This window comes from Paenibacillus vini (assembly GCF_018403325.1).
Lineage (GTDB): Bacteria > Bacillota > Bacilli > Paenibacillales > Paenibacillaceae > Fontibacillus > Fontibacillus vini.
In genome coordinates, this window is the sequence record NZ_BOSL01000012.1 from 96,864 (window position 1) to 120,746 (window position 23,883).

19 protein-coding genes are annotated in these 23,883 nt (G+C 51.8%); 17 read left to right on the forward strand and 2 right to left on the reverse strand.

Annotation, left to right across the window (positions count from 1 at the left end):
* Positions 1-35: 35 nt before the first annotated feature.
* The 16 genes from KJS57_RS17690 (at position 36) to KJS57_RS17765 (ending at position 20,406) form a co-directional block, all read left to right on the forward strand.
* On the forward strand, positions 36-2,117 hold the full coding sequence (locus KJS57_RS17690) for a beta-galactosidase (protein WP_280520394.1): 2,082 nt from the start codon (positions 36-38) through the stop codon (positions 2,115-2,117).
* A gap of 105 nt (positions 2,118-2,222) precedes the next feature.
* Positions 2,223-5,801 (forward strand): glycosyl hydrolase 53 family protein, encoded by a 3,579-nt coding sequence (locus KJS57_RS17695; protein WP_213655821.1) that lies wholly within the window; start codon positions 2,223-2,225, stop codon positions 5,799-5,801.
* A gap of 68 nt (positions 5,802-5,869) precedes the next feature.
* Positions 5,870-6,616, forward strand: a complete 747-nt coding sequence (locus KJS57_RS17700; RefSeq protein WP_244861610.1) for a sulfite exporter TauE/SafE family protein — start codon at positions 5,870-5,872, stop codon at positions 6,614-6,616.
* A gap of 92 nt (positions 6,617-6,708) precedes the next feature.
* Complete coding sequence (locus KJS57_RS17705) at positions 6,709-7,068, forward strand: hypothetical protein (RefSeq protein WP_211024336.1); 360 nt, start codon at positions 6,709-6,711, stop codon at positions 7,066-7,068.
* Between the two features lie 90 nt (positions 7,069-7,158).
* Positions 7,159-7,740: a peptide deformylase gene (gene def / locus KJS57_RS17710; RefSeq protein ID WP_211024338.1), complete on the forward strand. Its 582-nt coding sequence runs from the start codon at positions 7,159-7,161 to the stop codon at positions 7,738-7,740.
* Positions 7,741-7,756: 16 nt separating this feature from the next.
* The gene (gene deoC, locus KJS57_RS17715; RefSeq protein ID WP_213655822.1) at positions 7,757-8,434 is read left to right on the forward strand and encodes a deoxyribose-phosphate aldolase; all 678 of its coding nucleotides are present in this window, start codon (positions 7,757-7,759) and stop codon (positions 8,432-8,434) included.
* Between the two features lie 679 nt (positions 8,435-9,113).
* Entirely contained in the window at positions 9,114-10,004 is an 891-nt protein-coding gene (locus KJS57_RS17720; RefSeq protein WP_213655823.1) for an ABC transporter ATP-binding protein, read from the forward strand.
* Positions 9,997-12,177, forward strand: a complete 2,181-nt coding sequence (locus KJS57_RS17725) for an ABC transporter permease (protein WP_213655824.1) — start codon at positions 9,997-9,999, stop codon at positions 12,175-12,177. The genes KJS57_RS17720 and KJS57_RS17725 overlap by 8 nt, the downstream gene beginning before the upstream one ends.
* Positions 12,161-12,877 carry a hypothetical protein gene (locus KJS57_RS17730; protein ID WP_213655825.1) on the forward strand — a complete coding sequence of 239 codons (717 nt, stop codon included), beginning with the start codon at positions 12,161-12,163 and terminating at the stop codon, positions 12,875-12,877. The genes KJS57_RS17725 and KJS57_RS17730 overlap by 17 nt, the downstream gene beginning before the upstream one ends.
* Positions 12,878-12,906: 29 nt before the next feature.
* A complete protein-coding gene (locus tag KJS57_RS17735) occupies positions 12,907-13,533 on the forward strand; it encodes an RNA polymerase sigma factor (protein ID WP_244861611.1) in 627 nt (208 codons plus the stop codon).
* A complete protein-coding gene (locus tag KJS57_RS17740) occupies positions 13,517-14,377 on the forward strand; it encodes a hypothetical protein (RefSeq protein WP_213655826.1) in 861 nt (286 codons plus the stop codon). Before KJS57_RS17735 ends, KJS57_RS17740 begins: the two co-directional genes overlap by 17 nt.
* Positions 14,374-15,219: an ATP-binding cassette domain-containing protein gene (locus KJS57_RS17745; RefSeq protein WP_213655827.1), complete on the forward strand. Its 846-nt coding sequence runs from the start codon at positions 14,374-14,376 to the stop codon at positions 15,217-15,219. The genes KJS57_RS17740 and KJS57_RS17745 overlap by 4 nt, the downstream gene beginning before the upstream one ends.
* 205 nt (positions 15,220-15,424) lie before the next feature.
* The gene (locus KJS57_RS17750) at positions 15,425-16,717 is read left to right on the forward strand and encodes a homocysteine synthase (protein WP_213655828.1); all 1,293 of its coding nucleotides are present in this window, start codon (positions 15,425-15,427) and stop codon (positions 16,715-16,717) included.
* Between the two features lie 338 nt (positions 16,718-17,055).
* Positions 17,056-19,014, forward strand: coding sequence for a heavy metal translocating P-type ATPase (locus KJS57_RS17755; RefSeq protein WP_213655829.1), 1,959 nt, complete (start codon positions 17,056-17,058; stop codon positions 19,012-19,014).
* A 156-nt stretch (positions 19,015-19,170) separates the two neighbouring features.
* Positions 19,171-20,121, forward strand: a complete 951-nt coding sequence (trxB, locus tag KJS57_RS17760) for a thioredoxin-disulfide reductase (protein WP_213655830.1) — start codon at positions 19,171-19,173, stop codon at positions 20,119-20,121.
* A 48-nt stretch (positions 20,122-20,169) separates the two neighbouring features.
* Complete coding sequence (locus tag KJS57_RS17765) at positions 20,170-20,406, forward strand: glutaredoxin family protein (protein WP_213655831.1); 237 nt, start codon at positions 20,170-20,172, stop codon at positions 20,404-20,406.
* Positions 20,407-20,693: 287 nt separating this feature from the next.
* On the opposite strand, the gene KJS57_RS17770 is transcribed toward KJS57_RS17765, so the two are convergent.
* Entirely contained in the window at positions 20,694-20,891 is a 198-nt protein-coding gene (locus KJS57_RS17770; RefSeq protein ID WP_211024367.1) for a hypothetical protein, read from the reverse strand.
* A 308-nt stretch (positions 20,892-21,199) separates the two neighbouring features.
* Between KJS57_RS17770 and KJS57_RS17775 the strand changes: the two genes are divergently transcribed.
* The gene (locus KJS57_RS17775) at positions 21,200-22,333 is read left to right on the forward strand and encodes a transglutaminase domain-containing protein (RefSeq protein WP_213655832.1); all 1,134 of its coding nucleotides are present in this window, start codon (positions 21,200-21,202) and stop codon (positions 22,331-22,333) included.
* A 50-nt stretch (positions 22,334-22,383) separates the two neighbouring features.
* On the opposite strand, the gene KJS57_RS17780 is transcribed toward KJS57_RS17775, so the two are convergent.
* Positions 22,384-23,853 carry an amino acid permease gene (locus KJS57_RS17780; protein ID WP_213655833.1) on the reverse strand — a complete coding sequence of 490 codons (1,470 nt, stop codon included), beginning with the start codon at positions 23,851-23,853 and terminating at the stop codon, positions 22,384-22,386.
* Between the last annotated feature and the right edge of the window lie 30 nt (positions 23,854-23,883).

Consider the following 23,883-nt stretch of genomic DNA (forward strand, 5'->3'; position numbering starts at 1 on the left):
GGCTCCGGCGATTTTTCTTAAGGGAGGAGAACAACATGATGAACAAATTGCCACCGATTAGCGAAAAATTGCCTGTGATGATGCACGGAGCGGACTACAATCCGGAGCAGTGGCTGCATGACCCGGCCGTGCTCGAGGAAGACATCCGGCTGATGAAGCTCGCGAATTGCAATGTGATGTCCGTCGGGATTTTCTCCTGGGCGGCGCTGGAGCCGGAAGAAGGGACATTCACATTCGATTGGCTGGATCGCGTACTGGACCGGCTGGCAGCTAACGGAATCTACGCCTGGCTGGCGACGCCGAGCGGCGCGCGTCCGGCCTGGATGTCCGAGAAATATCCGGAAGTGCTTCGGGTAGAAGCTAATCGCCAACGCAATCTGCACGGCATGCGGCACAATCACTGCTTCACCTCGCCAGTGTACAGGGAGAAGATTGCGATTATGAACATCAAGCTGGCGGAGCGGTATTCCGCTCATCCGGCCGTCATCGGTTGGCATGTCTCCAACGAGTATGGCGGAGAATGCCATTGCGATTACTGCCAGGAGGCTTTCCGGGCTTGGCTGAAACGGAAATACGGCAGTCTGGAGGCGCTGAATCGGGCCTGGTGGACGACGTTCTGGAGCCACACCTATACCTCCTGGTCACAGGTCGAGTCACCCGCCCCGCACGGAGAAATGATGGTTCATGGTCACAACTTGGACTGGCGGCGGTTCGTGTCCGACCAGACGATCGATTTCTTCCGGCATGAAATCACTCCGCTAAAGGCAATAAATCCGGACTTGCCTTGCACGGCAAACATGATGGATTTATTCTACGGGCTGGATTACCGGGAGTTTGCCAAAGCCGTGGATGTCATTTCCTGGGACGCTTATCCGACCTGGCATGAAGCGGAATCGGAGATCGGGATCGCCTCCTGGTTTGCTTTTAACCACGATTTGTTCCGCACCTTGAAGAAGAAGCCGTTCATGCTGATGGAAAGCACACCGAGCCAGACAAACTGGCAGCCGGTCAGCAAATTGAAGCGGCCAGGCATGCACCGTCTTTCTTCGTTGCAGGCGGTCGCTCATGGATCGGACACGGTTCAGTATTTCCAATGGCGCAAAAGCAGGGGCTCCAGCGAAAAATTCCACGGGGCCGTCGTCGACCATGTCGGAAATGAGCATACCCGCGTATTCCACGAGGTCGCGGAATTGGGCCAAACCCTGTCGCGGATGACAGAGGTTGTCGGTACGAATGTTCCGGCGGAAGCGGCCATTCTGTTTGATTGGGACAATCGCTGGGCAATCAATGATGCACAAGGTCCGCGTAATGGGGGATTGCATTACGAGCAGACCGTCGTGCAGCATTACCGGGCATTATGGAAACAGGGTGTGCCAACGGATATTATCGGATCTAATGACGATTTCACCGCCTATAAATTGATCGTGCTGCCTATGGCCTATTTGCTTCGGGAAGAAACGGGTGCGAGACTGGAGCAATTCGTGAATGAGGGCGGTACTCTGCTGGTCACCTACTGGTCCGGTATCGTCAATGAAAATGATCTATGCCATCTAAATGGATTCCCCGGGCCGCTTCGGCATGTTTTAGGCATCTGGGCGGAGGAAATCGACGGGCTGCATGACCATGACAGCAACTCGCTCGTCATGTCTTCCGGAAACCGGCTTGGTCTGGAGGGAAGCTATGAAATCCGCGAGTTGTGCGAGGTGATACATGCTGAAAGCGCGGAAGTTCTGGCAACCTACGGGGACGATTTCTATGCCGGCAAGCCGGTGCTGACCGTGAATCGGCCGGAGTCGGCGGGATCGGGCCGGGCGTATTATTTGGCCGCGCGCGTTAGTGAAGATGCTTTTTACGATGCGCTCTACGGCAAGCTGGTCGAAGAAAGCGGGGTGCTCCGCACACTGGATAGCCAACTGCCTGAAGGCGTTACCGCCCAGCTTCGGTGTGATGGCGATCATGATTACGTATTCCTGCTTAATTTCACCGGCAAAACGGCGAAGGTCCAGTTGGACAGCAGGGAATACGTGGATCTTGAAACCGGCGAATCTTTGTCCGGGACGCTGGATCTCCCGTTATACGGTTCGCTGGTGCTGAAGCGGAAACATGATCGGGATTAGATTCAAGTTTGCAAGTCAACGTAAAGCTGATCCGGAGGCAGGAAAGGGAGGGAATCCCTATGCCTCCTCCGGAATCTATATTCTTGATTAGGGAGGTAGATGGACATGAAGATTCCACCAAGGATGAATAAAAGATTACTGATGGTTTTAACATTTGTGTTAGCGCTTCCAAATTTAATGATTACATACTCTCCCTCTGTGACAGCCGCCGCCGGTTCCGCCTTATCAACAGGACTGACACTGGAAAACCCGGGGTTTGAACTCGGAGACCTGACGGGTTGGACGGTAACAGGGGCCACCTATGCCGCAATGGTGAAAAACAACTCGGAAGACGCCCATTCGGGCAGTCATTCATTCAATTATTGGTATGGGGATCATGGCTATGAATTCAGGTTGTCCCAAACGTTAAGCGGCCTTGAGAACGGGACCTATGAATTGCGGGCATGGGCTTCGGGCAAAGACGAGGAACTGGAAGCGAAGCTGTTCGCCGAAACGGGAGGCGTCAATGATGGTGACGAAGTTGGGGGAGAAGATGCGGGCTCTAGCTCTGGAGTCACCATGAGCACAAAGATCGTCAACAACGGCTGGAATGTATGGAAGGAGTATAAAGTAGAGGACATTCAGGTAACCGACGGTCGTGTTACCATTGGTTTTGAGGTGGCAGCACCGGCCGATTACTGGGGATATTTCGATGATATCCAACTGGTGAAATCGGGGGAAGAAGCTTATGATCCTAATAATTTCATTAAAGGCGTAGACATTTCCACCCTACAGGCACTAGAAGAACTCGGTGTCCAGTTTTATGACGATGGCTCGAGCAAAGATTTGCTGACCATCCTTAAAGACCATGGCGTGAACTACGTTCGGCTGCGGCTTTGGAACGACCCGGTTGAAGCGGGCGGCTTCAATGACCGGGAGCATACCGTAGAGATGGCGACTCGGGTCAAAGCCGCAGGGTTGAAATTGTTGCTGGATTTCCATTATTCCGATTTCTGGGCCGACCCCGGCAAACAGGTCAAGCCCGCGGCATGGGAAGGACTGGATTTTCCGGCGCTTAAACAGGCGGTTTATGACTATACCTCCGATGTATTGACCGAACTGGGGGATCTCAATGCGTACCCTGATATGATACAAATCGGCAACGAGATCAATAGCGGCATGATTCATCCTGAAGGATCGACCGCTAACTTCGATAATTTGGCTGAACTGCTGAATCAAGGAAGCCAAGCGGTTCGGGATACGACGCCGGAAGGGCAGGAAACGAAAATTATGCTTCACTTGGCTGAAGGGGGAAGCAACGGCAAATTCCGCAGCTTCTTTGATCAAATCAAAGCACGCGGCGTCGATTACGATGTGATCGGACTATCCTACTATCCATATTGGCACGGAACGTTTCAAGATCTGAAGAGCAATATGAATGATCTCGTAGCCCGGTACGGAAAACAAGTAGTCGTTGCAGAGACAGCATATCCGTATACCTATGATGACGGGGACGATCACGGAAATATTGCAGGCGAAGCAGAAACGGACATCGCCGGATTCCCCGCTTCGGTGGCCAATCAAAAACTGGTGACCGAAACCGTATTAAACACGGTTGCCAGCGTCGACGGGCATAACGGTCTGGGTGTGTTTTATTGGGAACCGGCCTGGCTGCCGGGTGTCGGCTGGAAAGCAGGAGAAGGCAATGCTTGGGAAAATCAGGCGATGTTTGATTTTGGCGGCAATGCCCTGGCATCCCTGGATGCATTCCGGTTTGTTCCAGGCAGCATCACCGAGGTGCTTCCGCTACTGGTATATGCAGCAGATGGAGTTACCGTTTCCAAAGGAACAACTCCGGTGCTTCCGGCCAAAGTGAATGTTCTCTACAACGAAGGTTCCATTCGACCGACCGCTGTTCTTTGGGACGGCATTTCGGAAGAACTGCTTACTAAGCCTGGGAAGTTTACGGTTTATGGCCAGGTAGCCGGTATAGAACAGCAGGCCAGGATTGAAATTACCGTATTGGAAAAAGCGAACATGCTTCAAAATCCCGGCTTCGAGAGCGGAGATCTGACTCACTGGACAATTTCGGGAACCAGCGCCGCCGGTAAAGTCGAGAAAAATGCAGGTAATGCCCATTCGGGAAGCCATGCGTTTAACTACTGGTACGGGGAGCCTTACGGTTATCAGTTGACCCAAAATGTCAGCGGGTTATCGAACGGAACCTATACTCTTAAAGCATGGGCGTCCGGAGGCGGAGGCGAAACGATACTCAAGCTCTTTGCCACGGATTCTTCAGGCAAAATGCAAGGGACCGATATGCTCAACACGGGCTGGAATGTTTGGAAACAGTATGCCGTAGAGAATATTCAGGTTGAAGACGGGCGTTTGACGATTGGATTCGAGGTTGAAGCACCCGAAGAAATCTGGGGATATTTTGATGACGTCGAATTGATCCAAACCGCAGAGGCGCCGACGATGCCTACCAACCCTACCACGCCAGCGGAGCCCTCTAACCCGCAAGGCGGAGGTACTTCGGGCGGGTTGAGCTCGAATACAGGCAATCCCGGAGTGAAAGGTCCTGAAAGTAAGCCTGCAACGCTAACCATTAAACCTGACCAAATGAAGCGAAATGGAGACGGAATCGTATCGATTGACGTAAGTGAACAGGTGTCTACACTGATCTTAACCGGCGAAGTTATTAAATCGCTTGGAAACAGTGCTCTAGAAGTCTCGAATGGGAACCTGAAGCTGAATCTGCCAAACGAAGTATTGCAGCAGCTTATCGGGGAGACAGCGAAGTCTGCTGATTATTCGGTCTCCCTGCAATTCGCCCAAGGCGACAAGCAAGCCCTGGAATTAGCGCTGGGCAAGGGAACTGCACGGACTGAATTTACCTCGATCGAATATGCGGGACCGATGTATGATTTTAAACTGTCACTATTAGGTCCGGATGGCACCGAGATCGTCATGGACCGGTTCGTAAAGCCCGTAACGATCTCTATCAAACCAAATACGGGAGTTCATAAAAATACTACCGGTATCTATTATATTTCCGAAGGCGGTAACCTGGAATTTGCAGGCGGTCGTTGGATTGACGGGGAAGTGACTGCGGAATTGAGTCATTTCAGTCCCTATGCGGTGCTGCAAGTCACCAAGCAGTTTGTAGATGTCTCCGACACGAACTGGGCATTTGAAGCAGTGGCAGGACTTGCAGCCAAGCAAGTCGTTAAGGGAACGGCAAACGGAGCATTTGAACCGGGCCGCTCCGTAAGCCGGGCGGAGTTTGTCGCTATGCTTACCCGCGCTCTGAGACTCAAGCCGGGTGCAGCGGCAGGCTTCACAGACGTGGCTTCGGACGTGTGGTACTCCGGTGCTGTGTCGGCTGCCTATAATGCGGGAATCATAAAAGGTAGAGCCGCAACCGCCGGTATGCTGTTTGATCCAAACGCTCCGGTTACCCGTCAGGAAATGGCGGTCTTGCTGATGAATGCCTATGCACTGAAAGGGACATCCGAAGGTACGCTTCAGTCAGGTTCATTTGCGGATGAAGACAAAATTTCCGTTTGGGCGAATTCAGCCATAAAAAACGCGCAGGCCCTTGGATTGGTACAAGGCAGGGGAGACGGAGGCTTTGCTCCGACTGAACCTCTCACCCGGGCTGAAGCGGCACAAGCTGTTTATCAATTGTGGATTGCATTATAATATATAAATAAAGCCTAAGCCGGCATTTTGAATGCCGGCTTATCTGTATATCGGGGGGATAAATGCATATGATTATGGAGATCCCATCCTGGCTGGGTTTTGGCATGCTCGTTATTTTGCTGGCCGGTTTCATACAAGGGGTAACCAGCTTCGGGTTTGCACTTGTTTCGCTGCCGTTGCTAACTCTGTTTCTCCCGCTGAGACAGGTGGTTCCTCTGATCGTCATCCTCAGTTTTTTTACGAATATAGCAATTTTTATTAATTGTTATAAACATGTCGTAATCCGTAAAATCGGGTTGCTTACACTGTCAGGCATTGTTGCGGCGCCGCTAGGGTCTTACTTGCTGCTGTATGTAAACGAAACGGCGTTAAAAATTGCCGCGGGCGGCCTTATCGTGCTGTCCTCGGCGGTCATGATGTCGGGGAAGACATTTCAGGTCACGAGAGAAAGGCTGGGCTTCGTAACGGTCGGTCTGGCCAGCGGTTTGCTGAACGGGAGCATATCCATGAGCGGACCTCCGGTGGCGTTGTTTCTGTCCAATCAAGGAACGGATAAGGGGGCTTTTCGGGGAAATCTGACCTTCTATGCGCTCCTATTGAATGCCGTGACCATCATATCCTATATATATGGCGGTCTGCTTGATGAGGCGGTTTCAGAGACTCTGGTATGGCTGATTCCGGCAATGATTGCAGGGGTGCTGCTTGGAATCTGGGCAGGAGGCAAGCTGAACGAGGCTGTTTTCAAAAAGCTGACTTTGATCTTGATTCTTGTGTCGGGCTGCTGGACGTTGTGGACCGCTATTAAGGGACTGTAACTTGGCTCTCACCCGTCCCTAACCCATTGCGATTTTATGGTTTGACATTATTTTTGCGGCTATGATACTTTAGGCATGAATGAGGTGACTAATTGGATCATATAGAATTATGGATTCTGCTCTTTCTCGCCATTGTCGGATTGGGTTGGCTGAGTCACAAACATAGATATTCCGGCAAAGTGAGAACGGCCTACCGGGAACTTAAGGAACTGGCGGCCAAGACACGGGAAAATAAATCCGTTGCCGGGGATTTGGTGCTCTGGGAATCCGGACTGAAGGAACTGGAACGGCATCCTAACGAGTATAATTTACTTGACCAGGAAATTGGACTTCGGGAGACTTTCTTGACCTATCTGGTGAAGCATTATCCGCAGGATGGCCGGTTGGAACAGCTGCGGGCCGCAACCCAATATTCGAAGGATGACGTCTGGGGAATGAAAGTAAGACGCTGATTTTGACAATGCTCCGGCTGCGTGCTACGCTGGGGCTGGTCTTAAGTTAAGCGCAAATTTGGCATGTGAAGGTGGATGAAGGATTCACTCATGAGTAAATTCAAAAGCGACTACATTATTACGATGGATGATATTGTGCGGGAAGGCGATCCTATCCTGCGGGTGGTGACCGAGCCGGTCAGCGTGCCTCCGACGGAGGAGGACCGTGAGGAAATGGCGTCGATGATGGCCTTTTTGAAGAATAGCCAAGACCCGGAATTATCAAAAAAATATAAGCTGCGGGCCGGAGTGGGGTTATCCGCGAACCAGATCGGTTTGAACAAACGGATGTTTGCCGCACTCTTGTCGGACGATCAGGGCAATGATCGTGAAGTAGCTCTGTTTAATCCCAAAATCGTCAGCCATTCGACGGCGATGGTGTATTTGCCGGAAAGTGAAGGCTGTCTGTCGGTGGACCGTGTAGTGCAGGGGTTTGTACCCCGCTACGAGAAGGTGCAGGTCAAGGCTATCGATGAGAAGGGCAAAGAAGTGAAGCTGCGCTTCAAAGGTTTCGACGCTATTGTTATGCAGCATGAACTCGACCATTTAAACGGAGTTATGTTTTATGACCGGATCAACAAGGAACACCCGTTCAAGCTGCCTGAAGGCGTGCAAATCACAAGCTTATACTAAATTGGAGGAATTAAGGATGAGTACGAAATCGGTAATAAGCCGGATCGATCATACGTTATTGAAGGCGGATGCGGGAAAAGAAGGCATTCTTAAACTGGCCGCCGAGGCAAAAGAGTATGGCTTTGCTTCCGTATGTGTGAACCCTTACTGGGTAAAGACCGCGGCCGAAGCGCTTAAGGATACGCCGAATGTGAAGGTGTGCACGGTTATCGGGTTTCCGCTAGGAGCGTCCGCACCGGAGGCAAAAGCTTTTGAAACCGTTCAAGCCATTCGCGACGGGGCTACCGAAGTTGACATGGTCATTAATATCGGCGCGCTGAAGGATGGGGACGACGAAGCGGTTGTCCGCGATATGGTTGGTGTTGTCGAAAGCGCCGCAGGCAAAGCCTTGGTCAAGGTCATTCTTGAGACCTGCCTGTTGACCCCGGATGAGATCGTCCGGGCTTGTCGTCTGGCGGTTGCGGCTGGCGTTGATTTTGTTAAAACGTCAACCGGTTTTTCAACGGGCGGAGCCACGGTCGAAGCGGTAGCATTGATGGCGAAGACGGTCGGGCCAGGCATCGGAGTCAAAGCATCCGGAGGAGTCCGGAATCTTGCCGATGCTGAAGAGATGATCAAAGCCGGAGCAACCCGGCTCGGTACGAGCGCAGGCGTGGCGATCGCTCAAAGGCTTAGCAGCCGGAGTGATTATTAATAAAGCAGCGGCTAATAAGCTTGTATCAAAAGCGCTATTCCAACGAAAAGGGAATAGCGCTTTTTTTGATGGATTTCCAGCGCGATTCAACGGCTCATTAACTGGAAAACCTACAGTTAATTTTCTGTGATTTAAGATTTTTCAGACATTAACTGTAAAACGTACAGTTAATCCGTCATTATCGGCTTTCAAAGAGAAGAAAGAGCGAAAATAGCTGCAGGTTTTACAGCTATTTGTGAAAAATGGGGGCAGACGGGCAAATTAGCTGTAGAAAATCCAGTTAATCTGCCTGGATCGCCTAGATCACCTGGTTTAGCAAAATAGTTTGGAATGTCTGAATTACCTAAATAGTCTTATTGTCTGGAATACCTGGATTGCCTGGATTACCTGGATTGCCTGGATTACCTGGATTGCCAGGGTTGTCTGGAATGTCTTAATTGCTGGATTACCTGGATTACCTGGAATACCTGGATTGCCTGGATTGTCTGGATTATCTGGCACGGCTGGAATGGCTGGGATGAGGGAAGGCGACGGGCATCTCCCGGGCATCTCCCGGGCATCTCCGAGCATAAATTATTTTTCTAGAAACAGGTATCAACTTTTTTTCCATGCCTCCCGTTACATGTACAGATAGTAACCGCGCGGGTTATCGAATACAGTCTGGGAATGAGGATGTTTTATGATAGAAATCAACCATTTGTCCAAAAAGTACCGGCGTGGGGGATGGGCGCTCCATGATGTCACCCTGACGCTGAATGAAGGCATGGTCGGCTTACTTGGGCCCAACGGGGCCGGAAAGTCGTCGTTAATGCGTATATTGGCTACCTTAGTGCCGCCAACGGCGGGCGAAGCGACGATCAACGGGATCCCGCTTCGCAAAGCCGAGGATATCCGGGGCATGATCGGCTATCTGCCGCAGCAGTTCCAGGTATATCCTCAGTTGACCGGTGCCGAGTATCTGGATTACGTGGGCGAGATGAAAGGCATGAATGACCGGAAACGGCGCAAGGCGGAAATCGACCGGCTGCTGGAAGAGGTCAATTTACAGGATAAAGCGGGCAAACGGGTCAGGACTTACTCCGGCGGGATGAAACGGCGCCTTGGTATCGCTCAGGCCCTGCTGGGATCTCCGCAGGTGCTGATCGTCGATGAACCGACGGCCGGCCTCGATCCGGAAGAGCGCGTTCGCTTTCGCAACTTGCTGACCCGGTTCAGCCTGGGCCGGATCGTGCTTCTGTCCACCCATATCGTGGCGGACATCGAAAGCAACTGCCGGCAAATCGCCGTGCTGGACCGGGGCCGGGTCAGAATGTCCGGCGATTTGGCCGAGCTGCAGGATTACGGGCGCGGCAAGGTGTGGGAAGGCATCGTCAGCGAGGAGCAGTTTGCCAGGTTGGACCCGATGTCCGTAGTATCCACACGCCGGAGCGAGCAGGGGCTGTTGTGCCGGGTGATCGGCGAGGCGCCTCCATCCGGTTCGGACGGCGTTCTGGTCCGTCCAACTTTGGAGGACGGATACTTGGCGCTGCTGCGGACGAGCCAGAGGGAAGGTGCTCGCGGTTATGAATAAATGGCTTCGCCAGTTCCGTTTTGAATGGAACATGATTTTTCGTAACTTGTGGCTGCTGGCTCTGCCGCTGGCATTTGCGGTGATGAATGTGTGGACGATCGGCAGTGTAGCGCCCGAATCAAATTTGTTTAATGAGGCCTATACGTTTCATGCTTTTGTCCATACGATGACGCTGGGGCTTGTTATGCTTGTAGGCATATTGTCGGTGCGAAGGGATATACGCCGTTCCTCCTACGAGTGGAGTTCGGCGCTGCCGGTTCCATACGCCACGAAAGTTTCAGCCAAGTATCTGGCCGGGTTAATCTATTTTTCGATCTTTACGCTGATCGCCGCGGCTGTGTTTGCCTGGTTTTCGGCTCAACGGGGGATTGCTCCTGAAATTACGGTTGAATATGCGTTGTATTTTGCCGTGACCTATGAGATTTCATATATGGTAACGCTGGCCTTAGCCATGCTGCTGGCGATTGCGATTCCTAACCGGGTCGTCTATCTGATCGGTTTTTGCGCGTGGATGTTCGGAACGTTTTTCATGGACATTTTTTTGATCGACAAAGCGAGGCTTTATCCGTTGCAGACCTTTCATTTAAGCCGCTTGTTCCTGGTTACGAATCAACCTTACGATACTTGGGGCTTCCGCCTAATCGGGGATGAACTGCTATATTCGCGCCTGTTCGTATTGTCCTTTGTCTTATTGCTTCTGGTTGCCGGCGTTACGGTGTTGAACCGGATCCGTCCGACGAAGCACAAACTGGCGGTCTGGAGTGTTAGCGCGTTTGCGGTTCTGCTCGCCGCCCTGGCATTCGTGCCTTACGGCCAAATCTGGCAGGAGCGTTATGAGGGCTATTACGCCAAGCTTGCCGATCCGACTCTCAAGAGCCTGGATGAATCGCCGGAATGGAATTCCTCCGATCTGTTCCGGATTACAGAATATGATCTTAACGTGAAGAGGGAACCCAATGACAGTCTGCGGATCACGTCAAAGCTTACGATCCCTGGCGATGATTTGAAGGCTGCGGGGAACCGGGAACTGAACTTAACGCTGAACCGCAATTTTAATGTGCAGAAAATCAGGGTCGGTGACAATGAAGCTTCCTTTTCGCGCAAAGGGGATCAGCTGGATATCAAACTTCCTGCCTTAAAACCTGAAGGTTTGCTGGAGGTTGAAATTACCTATGCGGGGACCATGATGGATTACGCGCCGGGATTTCAGGGTCAGGGTTCGTTTTATGCCTTCGTTAAAGGCGACGACCTGTTTCTTCCCGGTTATATCGCCTGGTACCCGCTAGCGGGACACCAACCGGTTTACGTGAAGGAAATGGACGGTTCCGGCATACAGCTTGGGTCGGTGTTTATCCCTCATGCTCCTTATTCGACCCAGTTCAAATTAAAACTGGCCGGATTCGATCGCCCTTTATATACCAGTCTGCCGGAAACCGGGCGCGAGCAAGGCAAGCAAGCTTTCGAAGGTCAAGTGAGCGAAGGTCTCTCGTTGTTCGGCGGGGACTTTTTGGAACTGGAATCGGGGGATTTTCCGGGTAAAGCGGTAACGACGCCTTGTAACGCCAAGCTTGGAGAGGATATTCTGGCACAGTGGAAGAAAATGTACGCTTATTTTTCCGGATGGATCCATCCTTTTGAATCCCGTCTCGACCAGCTGTTGTTCCTTCCAAATGAGAATTATATGAAACATAGTGTGGAAAATCAGACTTATGTGATGACCTATCTTTTTGACAAGGATTATGCTTCCAAAATGTTAATGAATCAGATGCTCCTGGGAAGCCGTAAAGGCGATTATTTGATCGAAAACATGAGCGAGGATGTCCGCCTGCAAATCCGGGGGCTGATGTGGTACCTGTATACCCGGGAAGAAGAAGGTTATAGTGACGAAGAAATTTGGCAAGGGTCTGGAAATGGATACTTGATCCAGGAACTATATGCAAGAGATGAGGGGACTGATCCCGATCGCGTTGGATTGCAAATGGTAAAACAGGTTGCGCAAGCGTTGGATGAAGGCAAATACAAACAAGTCAAAGAAGTGTTGAATTATTTTTACGCCAAAGGAATTGAAGTTCCCGATCCGAATGTGGAGCCTGCGATTGCCGATAACAAAATTCCGTTTACGGCATGGGAAAAGGAATGGAAGAGGGTGATGGGCGATGAAAACGGCAATTGAGCAGTTGCGGCGCGGATATTCCTTTGATCTGAGACTGCAAAAACAGCCGGTCGCGGCTCTGGTGCTGTTTGTATTTATCCTCTATCTGATTAGTATCCTGCTCGGCGACAAACCGCGTACCGTCTACTATTTTTCGGAAATGGGGATGTACCCGCTAGTCATCATGCTTATGCTGCTCTTGTTCCAGCGGGAAATCGGGGGAGGGAGCATGGAGATGATCGCCACGTACCCGGTTTCCCTGAGGTTGATCGCCGTACGTAAATGGGTGCTGGCGCTGTTATACGCATCTTTGCTAAACGTAGGATGGATGGCGGTTTATCTGCTGAAGTTCGGGCGGATTTCCACATTCATGTATCCTTGGGGTGGGGGAGAAGGCGCAAAAAGAGTGACAGGGATCTTCCCGTTAATTCTCCAGACGATGCCCGCTTTCATGCTGCTCGCCTCTATAACGCTGATAGGAATGGTTATATTCCGTAAAACCTATGGGGGATTGGCGTTAGGGTTTGCGGTTTGGATGGTTGATACGATCAGCGGCGGAAGCTGGTTGTCCGGGTGGACGCTCTACACCGCCTTTCTGCCGGAGAAGGCATCGTTTCCCTTAAACCGGGTCGCGCTGATGCTGGCCGCCGCCGCGCTGCTTGCTGCAGCCGTGTGGCTCATCGGGAAGAGGGAACGCTGGATTATTGAGGAAGAAGAATAACATTGAAATAAAGAAACGGGAGAGGGGGAATGGAATTGATTTCCGATCAACAATTGGCGGAGCGAATGGCCCAGGGAGAGCAAGAGGCTTTTGAACTTCTGGTTACCCGCTATCACGGGCCGCTTCTTAGCTATATCACGCAGCAGCTCGGTGACCGCTCAAAGGCGGAGGATCTCGTGCAAGAGACCTTCATCCGGCTCATCCGGCATTTGGAAAGGCACGGCGGGCTTGACCAGCTCCGCCCCTGGCTGTATAAAGTGGCGCTCAACCTGTGCCGGGATTATTGGAGGAGCTCTGCTTACCGCTCCGAGCATGCGGCCGCGGATGAAATGCCGGAGGACGCCGACCCCTCTCCCGGTGCGGAAGAACTTCTAGAGCGGCAGGAGGCGGTGGAACAGATTGCGGAGTCCCTCGCCTGGCTGCCCGAAGTGCAGCAGGACGTGGTGAGGATGCGATTTTTTCATGAGCTGAAGCTGCAAGAAATTGCCGAGCTGATGGATCTGCCGCTAAGTTCGGTGAAATCCCACTTATATGGGGCGCTGCGAAAACTGAAGCGGGTCTTGATGAAATCGTCGGATTTGTCACCGCCCAGATTCAGGACAAAATTGAAGGATAAACAGGAAAGCGAGGTGTCATCCCATGAACCCCTCCATTGATAAAGAATTAGAGAAATTGGAACAGGATTTGCGCGAACCGCTGCGTCAGGCGGTGCTGCCGCCCCCATCCCCGTCGGAAACCGCGGCGCTGATCGCGGCGCTGCAGCCTGAATTTGACGCGCTTAAAGCCGCTGCTGTCGTGCCTGCGCTTGACTTCAACCCGCAGGTCGAGGCGCCGTCCTTGCGTAAACTGCTATGGAGCCAGTTCCGGGTAAACCGGAAATCGCTCATTCTGTCGGGCTCTGCGGTATTTTTGATGCTGATTCTTCTGGTTGACCCGCAAAGACCGTTCAGAACTTTTCTGTTGGGAGATGCCATTCCCAGCGGATTGTTTCCGGTCATAACGCCGTTGATGCTCATTGCGTCCATGTTATTCAGCTATCGTTCCTGGGACCGGGGCATGCGGGCGGTGGAAAGCATTACGCCGTATCCTCCGGCGCTGGTGATTTACAGCCGGATGCTGATGGTGATTGGCCTAGTGGTCAGTTGGGCCTTGCTTAGCTCCTTGATCGTCGGCCTCAGGGTAACGGCGGCGGGAGAGGTTAGCATGCCGTTTATTCCTTTTCTGCTCCAATGGCTGGGCATTTCAATGTTCACGGCGGGAGCGGCCATGTACGTATTGTTCCGAAAAGGAATGACCCTGGCTTGCGTTGCGGCTTCGGTGGTTTATATTCTGTGGTTCGTGATTGAAGACCAATCCCGTTTGCATGGATGGACGGCGTCATCCCGAACGATGGCGGATGGGCTTATGCTGATTGCCGGAACTTTGCTGATTCTTCGCTCTTATTACCGCAGCCGCCATCTCAAAATGAATGATGGATTAGGCGGAGGAGAAAGAGTATGATCGTGCTGGAAAATGTTTGTCAGCCCCTTGGCGAATTCACGCTGCAAATTGGGCGCCTCCGCATTCATCGAGGGCTGACGCTCATGGTTGGTCCTAACGGGGCGGGCAAAACGACGCTGCTGGAACTGCTCGCCACGCTCCAAATGCCGCGCCGGGGCAGCATTCTTTACCACCAGCGATCCGCGGCCGAGGATTTACCGCTCCTGCGGAGCCAAATCGGGTATGTTCCGGCGGAGATTGAGCTGTACGAGGAAATGACGGTATATAAGCTGCTTGTTTACTTGGCTGAACTGAAAGGTGTATTTCGTTTGGAACGGGTGGAAAGCTTGCTGCGGGATTTCCGGCTGGAGCATAGCCGGAATGTAAAGATCAAGTCGCTCTCGCTCGGTGTCCGACGACGAATTGCGCTCGTACAGTCCTTGCTCGCCGCTCCTTATTTTCTGTTTCTGGATGAGCCGCTGAATGCGATGGATTCCGCGGAACGCAAGTTGGCGATTTCCTATCTGTCGCGCTACGCGACGGGGAAAACCGTATTGGCGGCCGTTCACGAACTGAACGAATGGGAGGGGGCGGCCGATCATATCATCTGGCTTGGCCAGGGCCAGGTTCGATTCGAGGGTGAGAGAGAGAGGTGGACGCGCGAACTGCCGCTGAAGGTATGGGAGGGCGTCATTTCCCAGGAAAATTTCGATGACGTCAATGACCGGAATCTGATCCTATTTCGCGAAGTGCCGGAAGGCATGTACGTTCGGCTGGTCGGAAAGGATCGGCCTTTCCGGGGATTAACCGAAGCAGAGCCGTCGATGGAGGATGCTTACTTCATTCGTCAACGCGGTCGGTGAAAGACTTTAATTCAACTTCAAAAGAGATATCTGCAGCACCGGAGAAAAAGTCGATAATCTCTGGTGCTGCTTTATTTTAATAAAAATAATTATTCATACTAGTTTTATCGGATTTACTATTTTCAAAAGACCATTTATGTGAGAGAATAGTGAAAAACAAACATGTACCTATTTTATTGAACCCATTTTAAAGGAGGAATTACCCATGTCTGAAGAACGTCAATTTGCACCGGAAACACTAGCGATTCACGCAGGACAGGAAATTGATCCAACTACTTATTCCCGTGCGGTACCCCTGTATCAAACGACGTCGTACGGATTCCGCGATACTGAGCACGCTGCCAATTTGTTCGGATTGAAGGAATTCGGTAATATTTATTCCCGTATCATGAATCCGACCAACGATGTGTTCGAAAAACGTGTCGCAGCGCTCGAAGGGGGCGTCGGGGCATTGTCGACGGCTTCGGGGCAGGCGGCGATTACCTTCTCCATTTTGAATATTGCCGGAGCCGGAGATGAAATCGTATCCTCCTCCACTTTGTACGGCGGTACATATAATCTGTTTGCGATTACGCTGGCTAAGCTCGGCATTAAAGTAAGATTTGTGGATGCGTCAAATCCGGAAAACTTCCGGGCTGCGGTCACCGATAAAACGAAGGCATTCTTTGCCGAGTCCATCGGAAACCCGAAGGGTGATGTGCTCGATATCGAAGCGGTCGCTGCCATTGCGCATGAAAGCGGAGTTCCGCTGATCATTGATAATACGTTCCCGAGCCCGTATTTGCTTCGTCCGATCGACTTTGGTGCGGACATCGTCGTACACTCGGCAACCAAATTCATCGGCGGGCATGGAACATCGATCGGCGGCATTATCGTCGACAGCGGGAAGTTCGACTGGAAGTCGAATGATAAATTCCCCGGCTTAACTCAGCCGGATCCAAGCTATAACGGCGTAGTTTACACCGATGCCGTCGGACCGCTGGCTTACATTATCAAAGCTCGCGTCCAGCTCCAACGCGACATTGGCGCATCGTTATCCCCGTTCAATGCATGGATGCTGCTTCAAGGACTAGAAACGCTGCATTTGCGCGTAGAACGCCACAGCCAAAACGCGCTGAAGGTTGCGCAGTACCTTGAAGGGCATGATAGTGTGGAATGGGTAAGTTATGCGGGGCTACCAAGTCACGAGTCCTATGAACTGGCTCAAAAATATTTGCCGAAAGGTCAAGGAGCGATTCTAACCTTTGGAATTAAGGGCGGCGTCGAAGCGGGCCGCAAGCTGATCGAGAACGTGAAGCTGTTCTCGCACTTGGCGAATGTCGGCGATTCCAAGTCGCTGATCATCCATCCGGCAAGTACGACGCATCAGCAGCTGTCGGAAGAGGATCAAATCGCAGCTGGCGTTAATCCGGAGTTGATCCGTCTATCGGTCGGTACCGAGTCCATCGATGATATCATTTACGATCTGGAGCAAGCGATCGCTGCAAGCCAGGCATAATCATATTTAATTAATAGTTAAAGAGTGAGCCTCTATTCGGAGTATGCCGAGTAGAGGCTTTTTCTTTCCTCGGGAAAAGGACCGGCTGAAGCAGAACATCATAGAATGGGCAGGCAGATTGTTTACATTTGCATAAAATAGGTATAAAATAAACATAAAGTTTCCCTTGAGCAATTTTATTGTTCTAGTACAAAAATGATTATCATTCTCAATTCCATGCTGCTTCGGGATCATTCCCGAAGCAGCATGTGTCATTTTAAGGGGGCTAACAATAATTTTCATTCTCAATGGATCAAATTTGCCGGTTCATTGTGCATTCGCAAAAGGAGGAATCAATAATGCAAGCAAAAGCTGTCCATAATCCGGTATCGATGACTCGAAAAAAGGCCAATCAACCCCAACCGCGGCCACCGCGGAGAACTGTTATTCTTCGGCTGCTTCGGCATCGTGAAATGCTGCTCGCTCTGGGGAGCGGTGTTCTCATGCTTGCGGGCTGGGGAGCCGCGGCATGGTCCGGAACACTATCGATTGCCTTATATATCGCCGCTTATGGTTTAGGCGGATTTGTAAAAGCCCGGGAGGGGCTGCAGACACTGTATCGGGACAAAGACTTGGACGTCAATCTGTTGATGATTGCGGCGGCTCTAGGCGCCGCCTCCATCGGCTACTGGAATGAAGGAGCGATGCTGATATTCATTTTTTCGCTCAGCGGCGCGCTGGAATCCTTTGCTAGCGATCGCAGCCGGAAGGACATTTCCGCGCTGGTGGCCCTGAAACCGGAAACCGCGCTAAAAGTGGACGGAAGCGGCATGAGAACCGTAGCCGTTGAGGAATTAATCATCGGCGATCTCGTACTCGTGAAGCCGGGGGAGATCATTCCGGCGGACGGAGTGGTCTCGAGCGGCGGTTCATCGGTCAACCAGTCGGCTATAACCGGGGAGTCCATTCCGGTAGATAAGGGGGCGGGCGACGAAGTATTCGCCGGAACATTAAACGGAGAAGGCGCTCTGTATGTGGAAGTCACCCGCCCGGCTGAAGGAACGCTGTTTGCCAAAATTATTGCATTGGTGGAGCAAGCGGAAAATGAAGCGCCCCGGACTCAGCGGTTTATCAAGCGGCTTGAAGGCAGTTATGCCAAAGGGGTTGTGGCGATGACCGCGATCCTGCTGTTGTCGGGTCCGCTTCTGCTGGGCTGGTCCTGGTCGTTGACGTTTTATAAAGCGATGGTGTTTCTGGTTGTGGCTTCCCCATGCGCCTTGGTCTCCTCAGTCATGCCGGCCATGCTGTCGGCGATGTCGAGGAGTGCGAGAAAGGGCGTACTGTTTAAAGGAGCCGCCTATATGGATTTGTTGGCAGGCGTCAAAGTCGTGGCGTTCGACAAGACCGGAACACTGACTTCCGGCTCTCCGGTGGTGACGGAAGTGGTGGCGGCGGAAGGATTCGACCGCAATCAGGTGCTCGCAGCCTGCGCCTCTGCGGAGAGGTTGTCGGAGCACCCGTTGGCCCGAGCCATCGTCTCGCATGCGGAGGAAGAAGGGCTTGAGCTGGATACGGCGGAAGAAATGAAGGCTTTGCCGGGCTGGGGAATTGAAGCCCGGATTGACGGGACGGTTTGGCGGATCGGCAAGGCCGATGCTTCGGAACCGGGGTTGCCGGATGATCTAAAGGAGAGTATTCAAAGACTCGCGAATGAGGGGAATACCGTCTCTGTTATACGGCGGGAAGACGAATATGCAGGCATTCTTGCGCTGCGTGATCAGGTCAGACCGGAAGCGAAGCAAGCGATTCGGCAGCTTCAGAAGCTCGGGATCGCAACGGCGATGCTAACGGGGGATCGCGGCGAAACGGCTAGGGCGGTTGCCGGAGAAGCGGGCATCGATCTGGTGTACGGCGATCTTCTGCCGGAGGATAAAGTCCGGCATGTCAGCGAACTGCGGAGCCGATACGGCCATGCGGTTATGGTGGGCGACGGCGTCAATGACGCACCGGCGCTGGCCGCCGCTACCGTCGGCATCGCGATGGGTGACAAGGGGAGCGGTGCGGCGCTGGAGGTAGCGGATGTGGTGCTGATGAACGATAACCTCGAGCGGGTAGCCGAAACGATCCAACTGGCCGTAAGGGCGAGAAGAATCGTAATGCAAAATCTGACGTTTGCCGGAGCGGTTATTCTGCTTCTGATTGCCGGCAATTTCATTCAGGGCATTCCGCTCCCGCTTGGAGTCGTGGGTCATGAGGGCAGCACGATTCTCGTCATTTTAAACGGCCTGCGCCTGTTGCGAAACCGGATTGCACTATAAATGTGCGTTACCATTATAAATTCAAGTAATTCATCATTCCTTCATTTAACCTTCACCGAACCCTCCCGGTACCCTTGTTGACAGTACGCCGGGGATTCCACATAATTAATCTCATAATCTATTTTTCGTAACATGCCTTGAAGGAGGATGCTATATATGTATAAATCCATTATTATCGGAACGGGTCCTGCGGGATTGACCGCCGCAATTTACCTGGCTCGTGCCAACCTGAAGCCGCTTGTCATTGAAGGTCCGCAACCGGGCGGACAGCTTACTACGACTACGGAAGTGGAGAACTTCCCGGGCTTTCCGGAAGGAATCATGGGGCCGGAGCTGATGGACAACATGCGTCAGCAGGCTGAACGTTTCGGTGCGGAATTCCGCACCGGCTGGGTAAACAGCGTGGATATGAGTTCCCGTCCGTTCAAGCTTCAAGTGGAAGGACTCGGAGAACTGGTAACGGATACGCTAGTACTGTCCACAGGAGCTACCGCCAAGTATCTGGGAATTCCGGGAGAAACCGATAATGTCGGACGCGGCGTAAGCACTTGCGCGACATGTGACGGATTCTTCTTCCGCGGTAAAGAAATTATCGTCGTAGGCGGCGGAGACTCCGCTTTGGAAGAAGCGGGCTTCCTGACGCGCTTCGCATCCAAGGTAACGCTGGTACACCGCCGGAACGAACTACGTGCCTCCAAGATCATGCAGGATCGTGTACGCGGCAACGAAAAAGTGGAATGGGCATTGAACCGTACACCGCTTGAGGTTGTGACCAACGAGAACGGCGTGACAGGATTGAAAGTGCTCAACAATGAAACGGGCGAAGAAGAAGTTATTACCGCCTCCGGCGTATTCGTAGCGATCGGCCACCATCCGAACACCGGCTTCCTCGGCGGACAAATCGATACCGATGAGAACGGGTATATCGTGGTGAAACCGGGAACTTCGGAAACTAACGTACCCGGCGTATTCGCTTGCGGAGACGTTCAAGATACACGTTACCGTCAAGCTATCACGGCTGCGGGCAGCGGATGTATGGCGGCGATCGATTGCGAGAAATATATTGAGAACCTGGAACATCAAGCTACGGCTGCTGCCGTTAATTAATTGTACGGATTTAACATCTCAGTCTTTTGAAGGGAGTATTTCGACATCATGGAGAACGTTATCGTATATACAAGTACGAACTGCCCTCACTGCCGTCAAGTCAAAAGCTTTCTGGGCGAGAAGGGCGTAGCTTTTGAAGAGCGTAACATTGAGCAAAACGAGGAATACGCCCAGCAAGTATGGGATATGGGAATGCGCGCTGTCCCAGTAACTTTGATTGGTGAACACCGTATTCTCGGCATGAACAAAACCCAGTTTGAAAAGGCACTTGCCTCACAGGCTTAATATCTTTTTACTCTCTAAACGGAGATAATTCAAAGGGCTTGTTCCCAAAGCAGTCCGCTGGGCGATTGATTCGCTTAACATAATAACGAAAAGGCGGTGCCAGGGATGGATGGATTCCCTTGCACCGCCTTTTTCATTAAAACCAATGAAATAGGGACTTCCCTCAAGTCAAATTTGACCCATTCAGGAAGTCCCCTTTGTGAAGAACAGTGGCTCAATGTTAGGTTTAATGTTCCTCACTGCGGAATATAATCAGATGATGTATTGGCAACGATGTAATATTACGGTTAGCTAAACATACCCGCAATAAGCTGAAAGACGAAATACCCGATAACTCCGCCGCCGATGAGGCTAAGCCCCGCTTTCTTTCTGCCTTGGAACAAACGCAGTACCCCTAAGCTTACCAAGGGAGCAATGATGAGCAGAAAGAACATGACGGCAACGAACAATTCAATGGAAATATCCGAAAGATTGACGATTGTCATAGCTTTTTGGTCGCTCTCCGTTCTTGTCAGGTTTAATTTAGCAATGATTTATATCACAACAATATGTTTTTTATTATATCAAAGCGGGATTTAATTTGGCGAAAGGATTTTCCTAAAATAAGTCTATTTCACGTCTTTTTTTGGGTGAAGAAATGATAAATACCCTTTCCCGGCGGGGTTCGTGTCTGCTCGACAAAACTAGAAAGCCTTTGCAGGACAGGCTGTGCTACAATGGGCTTAACAACGCCAGTTCACTTTCAACCAGATTTCTTGAAACCGGAATTTCATAGTAAGGGAGCTGTGGGAACATGGGACAGAGCATGCCTAAACGCTGGATAACGGCAGGATTGCTGGGGGCCTTGCTGATGGGGACGGTGCCTGCCGACTGGAATACGATCACGGTATTTGCCGCTTCGGACAATGCCTATGTGACGACAGTCAAAGAAGTGCAGCAGGAAATGGCCGAAGGGCTGGGAGCGCGCAAAACCTCCATGACTATAAAATATAAGGGCAATACGAAAAACCTGGAGAATCTGCTGAAAAAAGCGATAAACGGAGCGCTCGACAGCGATCCGTACACGAAATATATCGTGGACCGGTACACCTACTCCTGGCGGGGAACGAGCGGTTCCGCCAAGATCAATCTTAGCGTGACTTACCGGGAAAACGCCGAGCAGTCCGCCTATGTGACCAACCGCGTCTCGGGAATATTGAAAGACATCATTTCCCCCGGGATGAATGATCATGAAAAAGTAAAAGCGATCCATGACTTCGTGGTGCAAAACCTGAAATACGACGAGGGATTGAAGAAATATACAGCTTATGAGGGGCTGCGGACCGGAGAAGCGGTTTGTCAGGGGTACACTTTGCTGACCTACAAGCTGCTGGAAGGAGCCGGCATCAATAATTTGATCGTAGAAGGCACGGCAGGCGGACAATTGCATGCCTGGAACCTCGTGGAATTAGAAAAGAAGTGGTATCATCTCGATACCACTTGGGACGATCCCATCTCGGCTCCGCGAGAACAGATCAGCTATGCGTATTATTTACGGACGGATGAACAAATGCGTCAGGATCATCAGTGGATCTCCAAATATCCGGCGGCATCCTCGCTTTATCGCGAAACCTTGAGCACGCTGGTCAACAAAGGAGGAGCCCAGTCTACCGGCTACAAAAAGCTGCAAAAGCAATTGGGTTATCATTTGTACGACCCTTCTGCTGCTGTCAGCAGTTCAGCAGGGCTCCAGACTAAGGTCAGGCAAGAACTCCAATCCGGAGGCCTTACGGTAACGGTCCGGTATTCCGGAACCGAACAGGAGCTGTTGCAGGATTTGGAAAGTCTTTATGATCTGTCAGCATCTTTAGATAATATCCAATACCTTTCAAAGCCGTTGGAAGGGACCGAGGATTTGCGGGTCGAGATCCATTGGGAAACCCGGTGAGAGGCTCCGATTAGCTCCGATCCGCTTCCGGACGTTAAATTCCAGTCGTCTTAATCATTAGATTGAGCAGGGGAATCCAGGTCACATTCTTTAAGCGGGATGACTTTAGTGTGTTTTGTCCATTTGTACCCCAGCCATACTACCAGGAATAAAGGAATACTGATATAAGAAACTATAACACCATACCAATCGATCTGGCCGCCTGAAAAGGCGGCTAAATTTTGTCCCAAAATAACGATAAAGCAGAGAACAAAGGCAAAAATCGGACCGAACGGGAACCATTTTGCTTTATAAGGAAGATCTTTCAGATCCCGGCCCTGGGCGGTGTATGCCCGGCGGAAACGGTAATGGCTGACCGCGATGCCGAGCCAGGTGATGAAGCCGCACATTCCCGAGGCGTTCAGCAGCCAGTTGTACACGACCCCGTCTCCGAACAGCGACGCGAAGAAGGCAAACATCCCGATCAGCGTCGTTAATAGCAGGGCGTTGACGGGCAGCCCGCGGCGGCTTAGTCTAGCTAGGAACTTCGGCGCTTTTCCCCGTTTTGCCAGCGAGTAAAGGACCCGCGAGGAAGCGTACATCCCTGAGTTGCCGGCCGACAGCACGGAGGACAAGATGACGGCATTCATGACGGAAGCGGCAAAAGCCATACCTGCTTTTTCAAACACTAGCGTGAACGGGCTGACGCCGATGTTCTCCAGGCCGCTTTTAAGCAAATTAGGACTTGTATAAGGAATAATCAGGCCGATCACCAGAATCGCCAAAATATAAAAGATCAGGATCCGCCAGAATACCTGCCGGATGGCCCGTGGAACATGCTCCCGCGGATTGTGGCTTTCGCCGGCGGCAACGCCGACCATTTCCGTGCCTTGGAATGAGAAGCCGGCCGCCATGAATACGCCGAGGAAGGTAAAGAATCCTCCGTGGAAAGGCGCGTCTCCCACTGTAAAGTTTTTGAAGCCGATGGCTTCGCCGCCCATGATGCCAAAGATCATGAGGACCCCGACGACCAGGAAAATGATAACGACAGCGATTTTGATCATGGCGAACCAATACTCCGATTCACCATATCCTTTGACGGACAGAACATTGAGGCCCAGAATGAGGGCCAGGAACAGGATGCTCCACAAGAGAGAGGAGCTGTCCGGGAACCAGTATTTAATAATTAACGTGGCTGCGGAGAGCTCGGCCGCAATCGTAATCGCCCAGTTGTACCAGAAGTTCCACCCCATGGCAAAGCCAAGGGACGGATCGACGAAACGCGAGGCATAGGTTTCAAAGGAGCCCGAATCCGGCATATATGTGGCGAGCTCTCCTAAACTGGTCATCAAAAAGTAGACCATGATGCCGACGGCGGCATAGGCGAGCAATGCGCCGCCGGGTCCGGCGGAGGCGATGGCGCCGCCGCTGGCCAGGAAAAGCCCCGTCCCAATGGACCCACCGAGCGCAATCATCGTCATATGCCGGGCTTTTAGGCCGGGCTTTAAATTTTGTGCTGCGGTGCTATTCTTTTTACTCATGTGTATACAACTCCTTAAAATTTAGACAAA

What these genes read in the sequence shown, in the direction of transcription:
- KJS57_RS17690 (WP_280520394.1), top strand. Translation starts at nt 36, where the DNA reads ATGATGAACAAATTGCCACCGATTAGCGAAAAATTGCCTGTGATGATG.
- KJS57_RS17695 (WP_213655821.1), top strand. Translation starts at nt 2,223, where the DNA reads ATGAAGATTCCACCAAGGATGAATAAAAGATTACTGATGGTTTTAACA.
- KJS57_RS17700 (WP_244861610.1), top strand. Translation starts at nt 5,870, where the DNA reads ATGATTATGGAGATCCCATCCTGGCTGGGTTTTGGCATGCTCGTTATT.
- def (WP_211024338.1), top strand. Translation starts at nt 7,159, where the DNA reads ATGAGTAAATTCAAAAGCGACTACATTATTACGATGGATGATATTGTG.
- deoC (WP_213655822.1), top strand. Translation starts at nt 7,757, where the DNA reads ATGAGTACGAAATCGGTAATAAGCCGGATCGATCATACGTTATTGAAG.
- KJS57_RS17720 (WP_213655823.1), top strand. Translation starts at nt 9,114, where the DNA reads ATGATAGAAATCAACCATTTGTCCAAAAAGTACCGGCGTGGGGGATGG.
- KJS57_RS17725 (WP_213655824.1), top strand. Translation starts at nt 9,997, where the DNA reads ATGAATAAATGGCTTCGCCAGTTCCGTTTTGAATGGAACATGATTTTT.
- KJS57_RS17730 (WP_213655825.1), top strand. Translation starts at nt 12,161, where the DNA reads ATGAAAACGGCAATTGAGCAGTTGCGGCGCGGATATTCCTTTGATCTG.
- KJS57_RS17735 (WP_244861611.1), top strand. Translation starts at nt 12,907, where the DNA reads ATGGAATTGATTTCCGATCAACAATTGGCGGAGCGAATGGCCCAGGGA.
- KJS57_RS17740 (WP_213655826.1), top strand. Translation starts at nt 13,517, where the DNA reads ATGAACCCCTCCATTGATAAAGAATTAGAGAAATTGGAACAGGATTTG.
- KJS57_RS17745 (WP_213655827.1), top strand. Translation starts at nt 14,374, where the DNA reads ATGATCGTGCTGGAAAATGTTTGTCAGCCCCTTGGCGAATTCACGCTG.
- KJS57_RS17750 (WP_213655828.1), top strand. Translation starts at nt 15,425, where the DNA reads ATGTCTGAAGAACGTCAATTTGCACCGGAAACACTAGCGATTCACGCA.
- KJS57_RS17755 (WP_213655829.1), top strand. Translation starts at nt 17,056, where the DNA reads ATGCAAGCAAAAGCTGTCCATAATCCGGTATCGATGACTCGAAAAAAG.
- trxB (WP_213655830.1), top strand. Translation starts at nt 19,171, where the DNA reads ATGTATAAATCCATTATTATCGGAACGGGTCCTGCGGGATTGACCGCC.
- KJS57_RS17765 (WP_213655831.1), top strand. Translation starts at nt 20,170, where the DNA reads ATGGAGAACGTTATCGTATATACAAGTACGAACTGCCCTCACTGCCGT.
- KJS57_RS17770 (WP_211024367.1), bottom strand. Translation starts at nt 20,891, where the DNA reads ATGACAATCGTCAATCTTTCGGATATTTCCATTGAATTGTTCGTTGCC.
- KJS57_RS17775 (WP_213655832.1), top strand. Translation starts at nt 21,200, where the DNA reads ATGGGACAGAGCATGCCTAAACGCTGGATAACGGCAGGATTGCTGGGG.
- KJS57_RS17780 (WP_213655833.1), bottom strand. Translation starts at nt 23,853, where the DNA reads ATGAGTAAAAAGAATAGCACCGCAGCACAAAATTTAAAGCCCGGCCTA.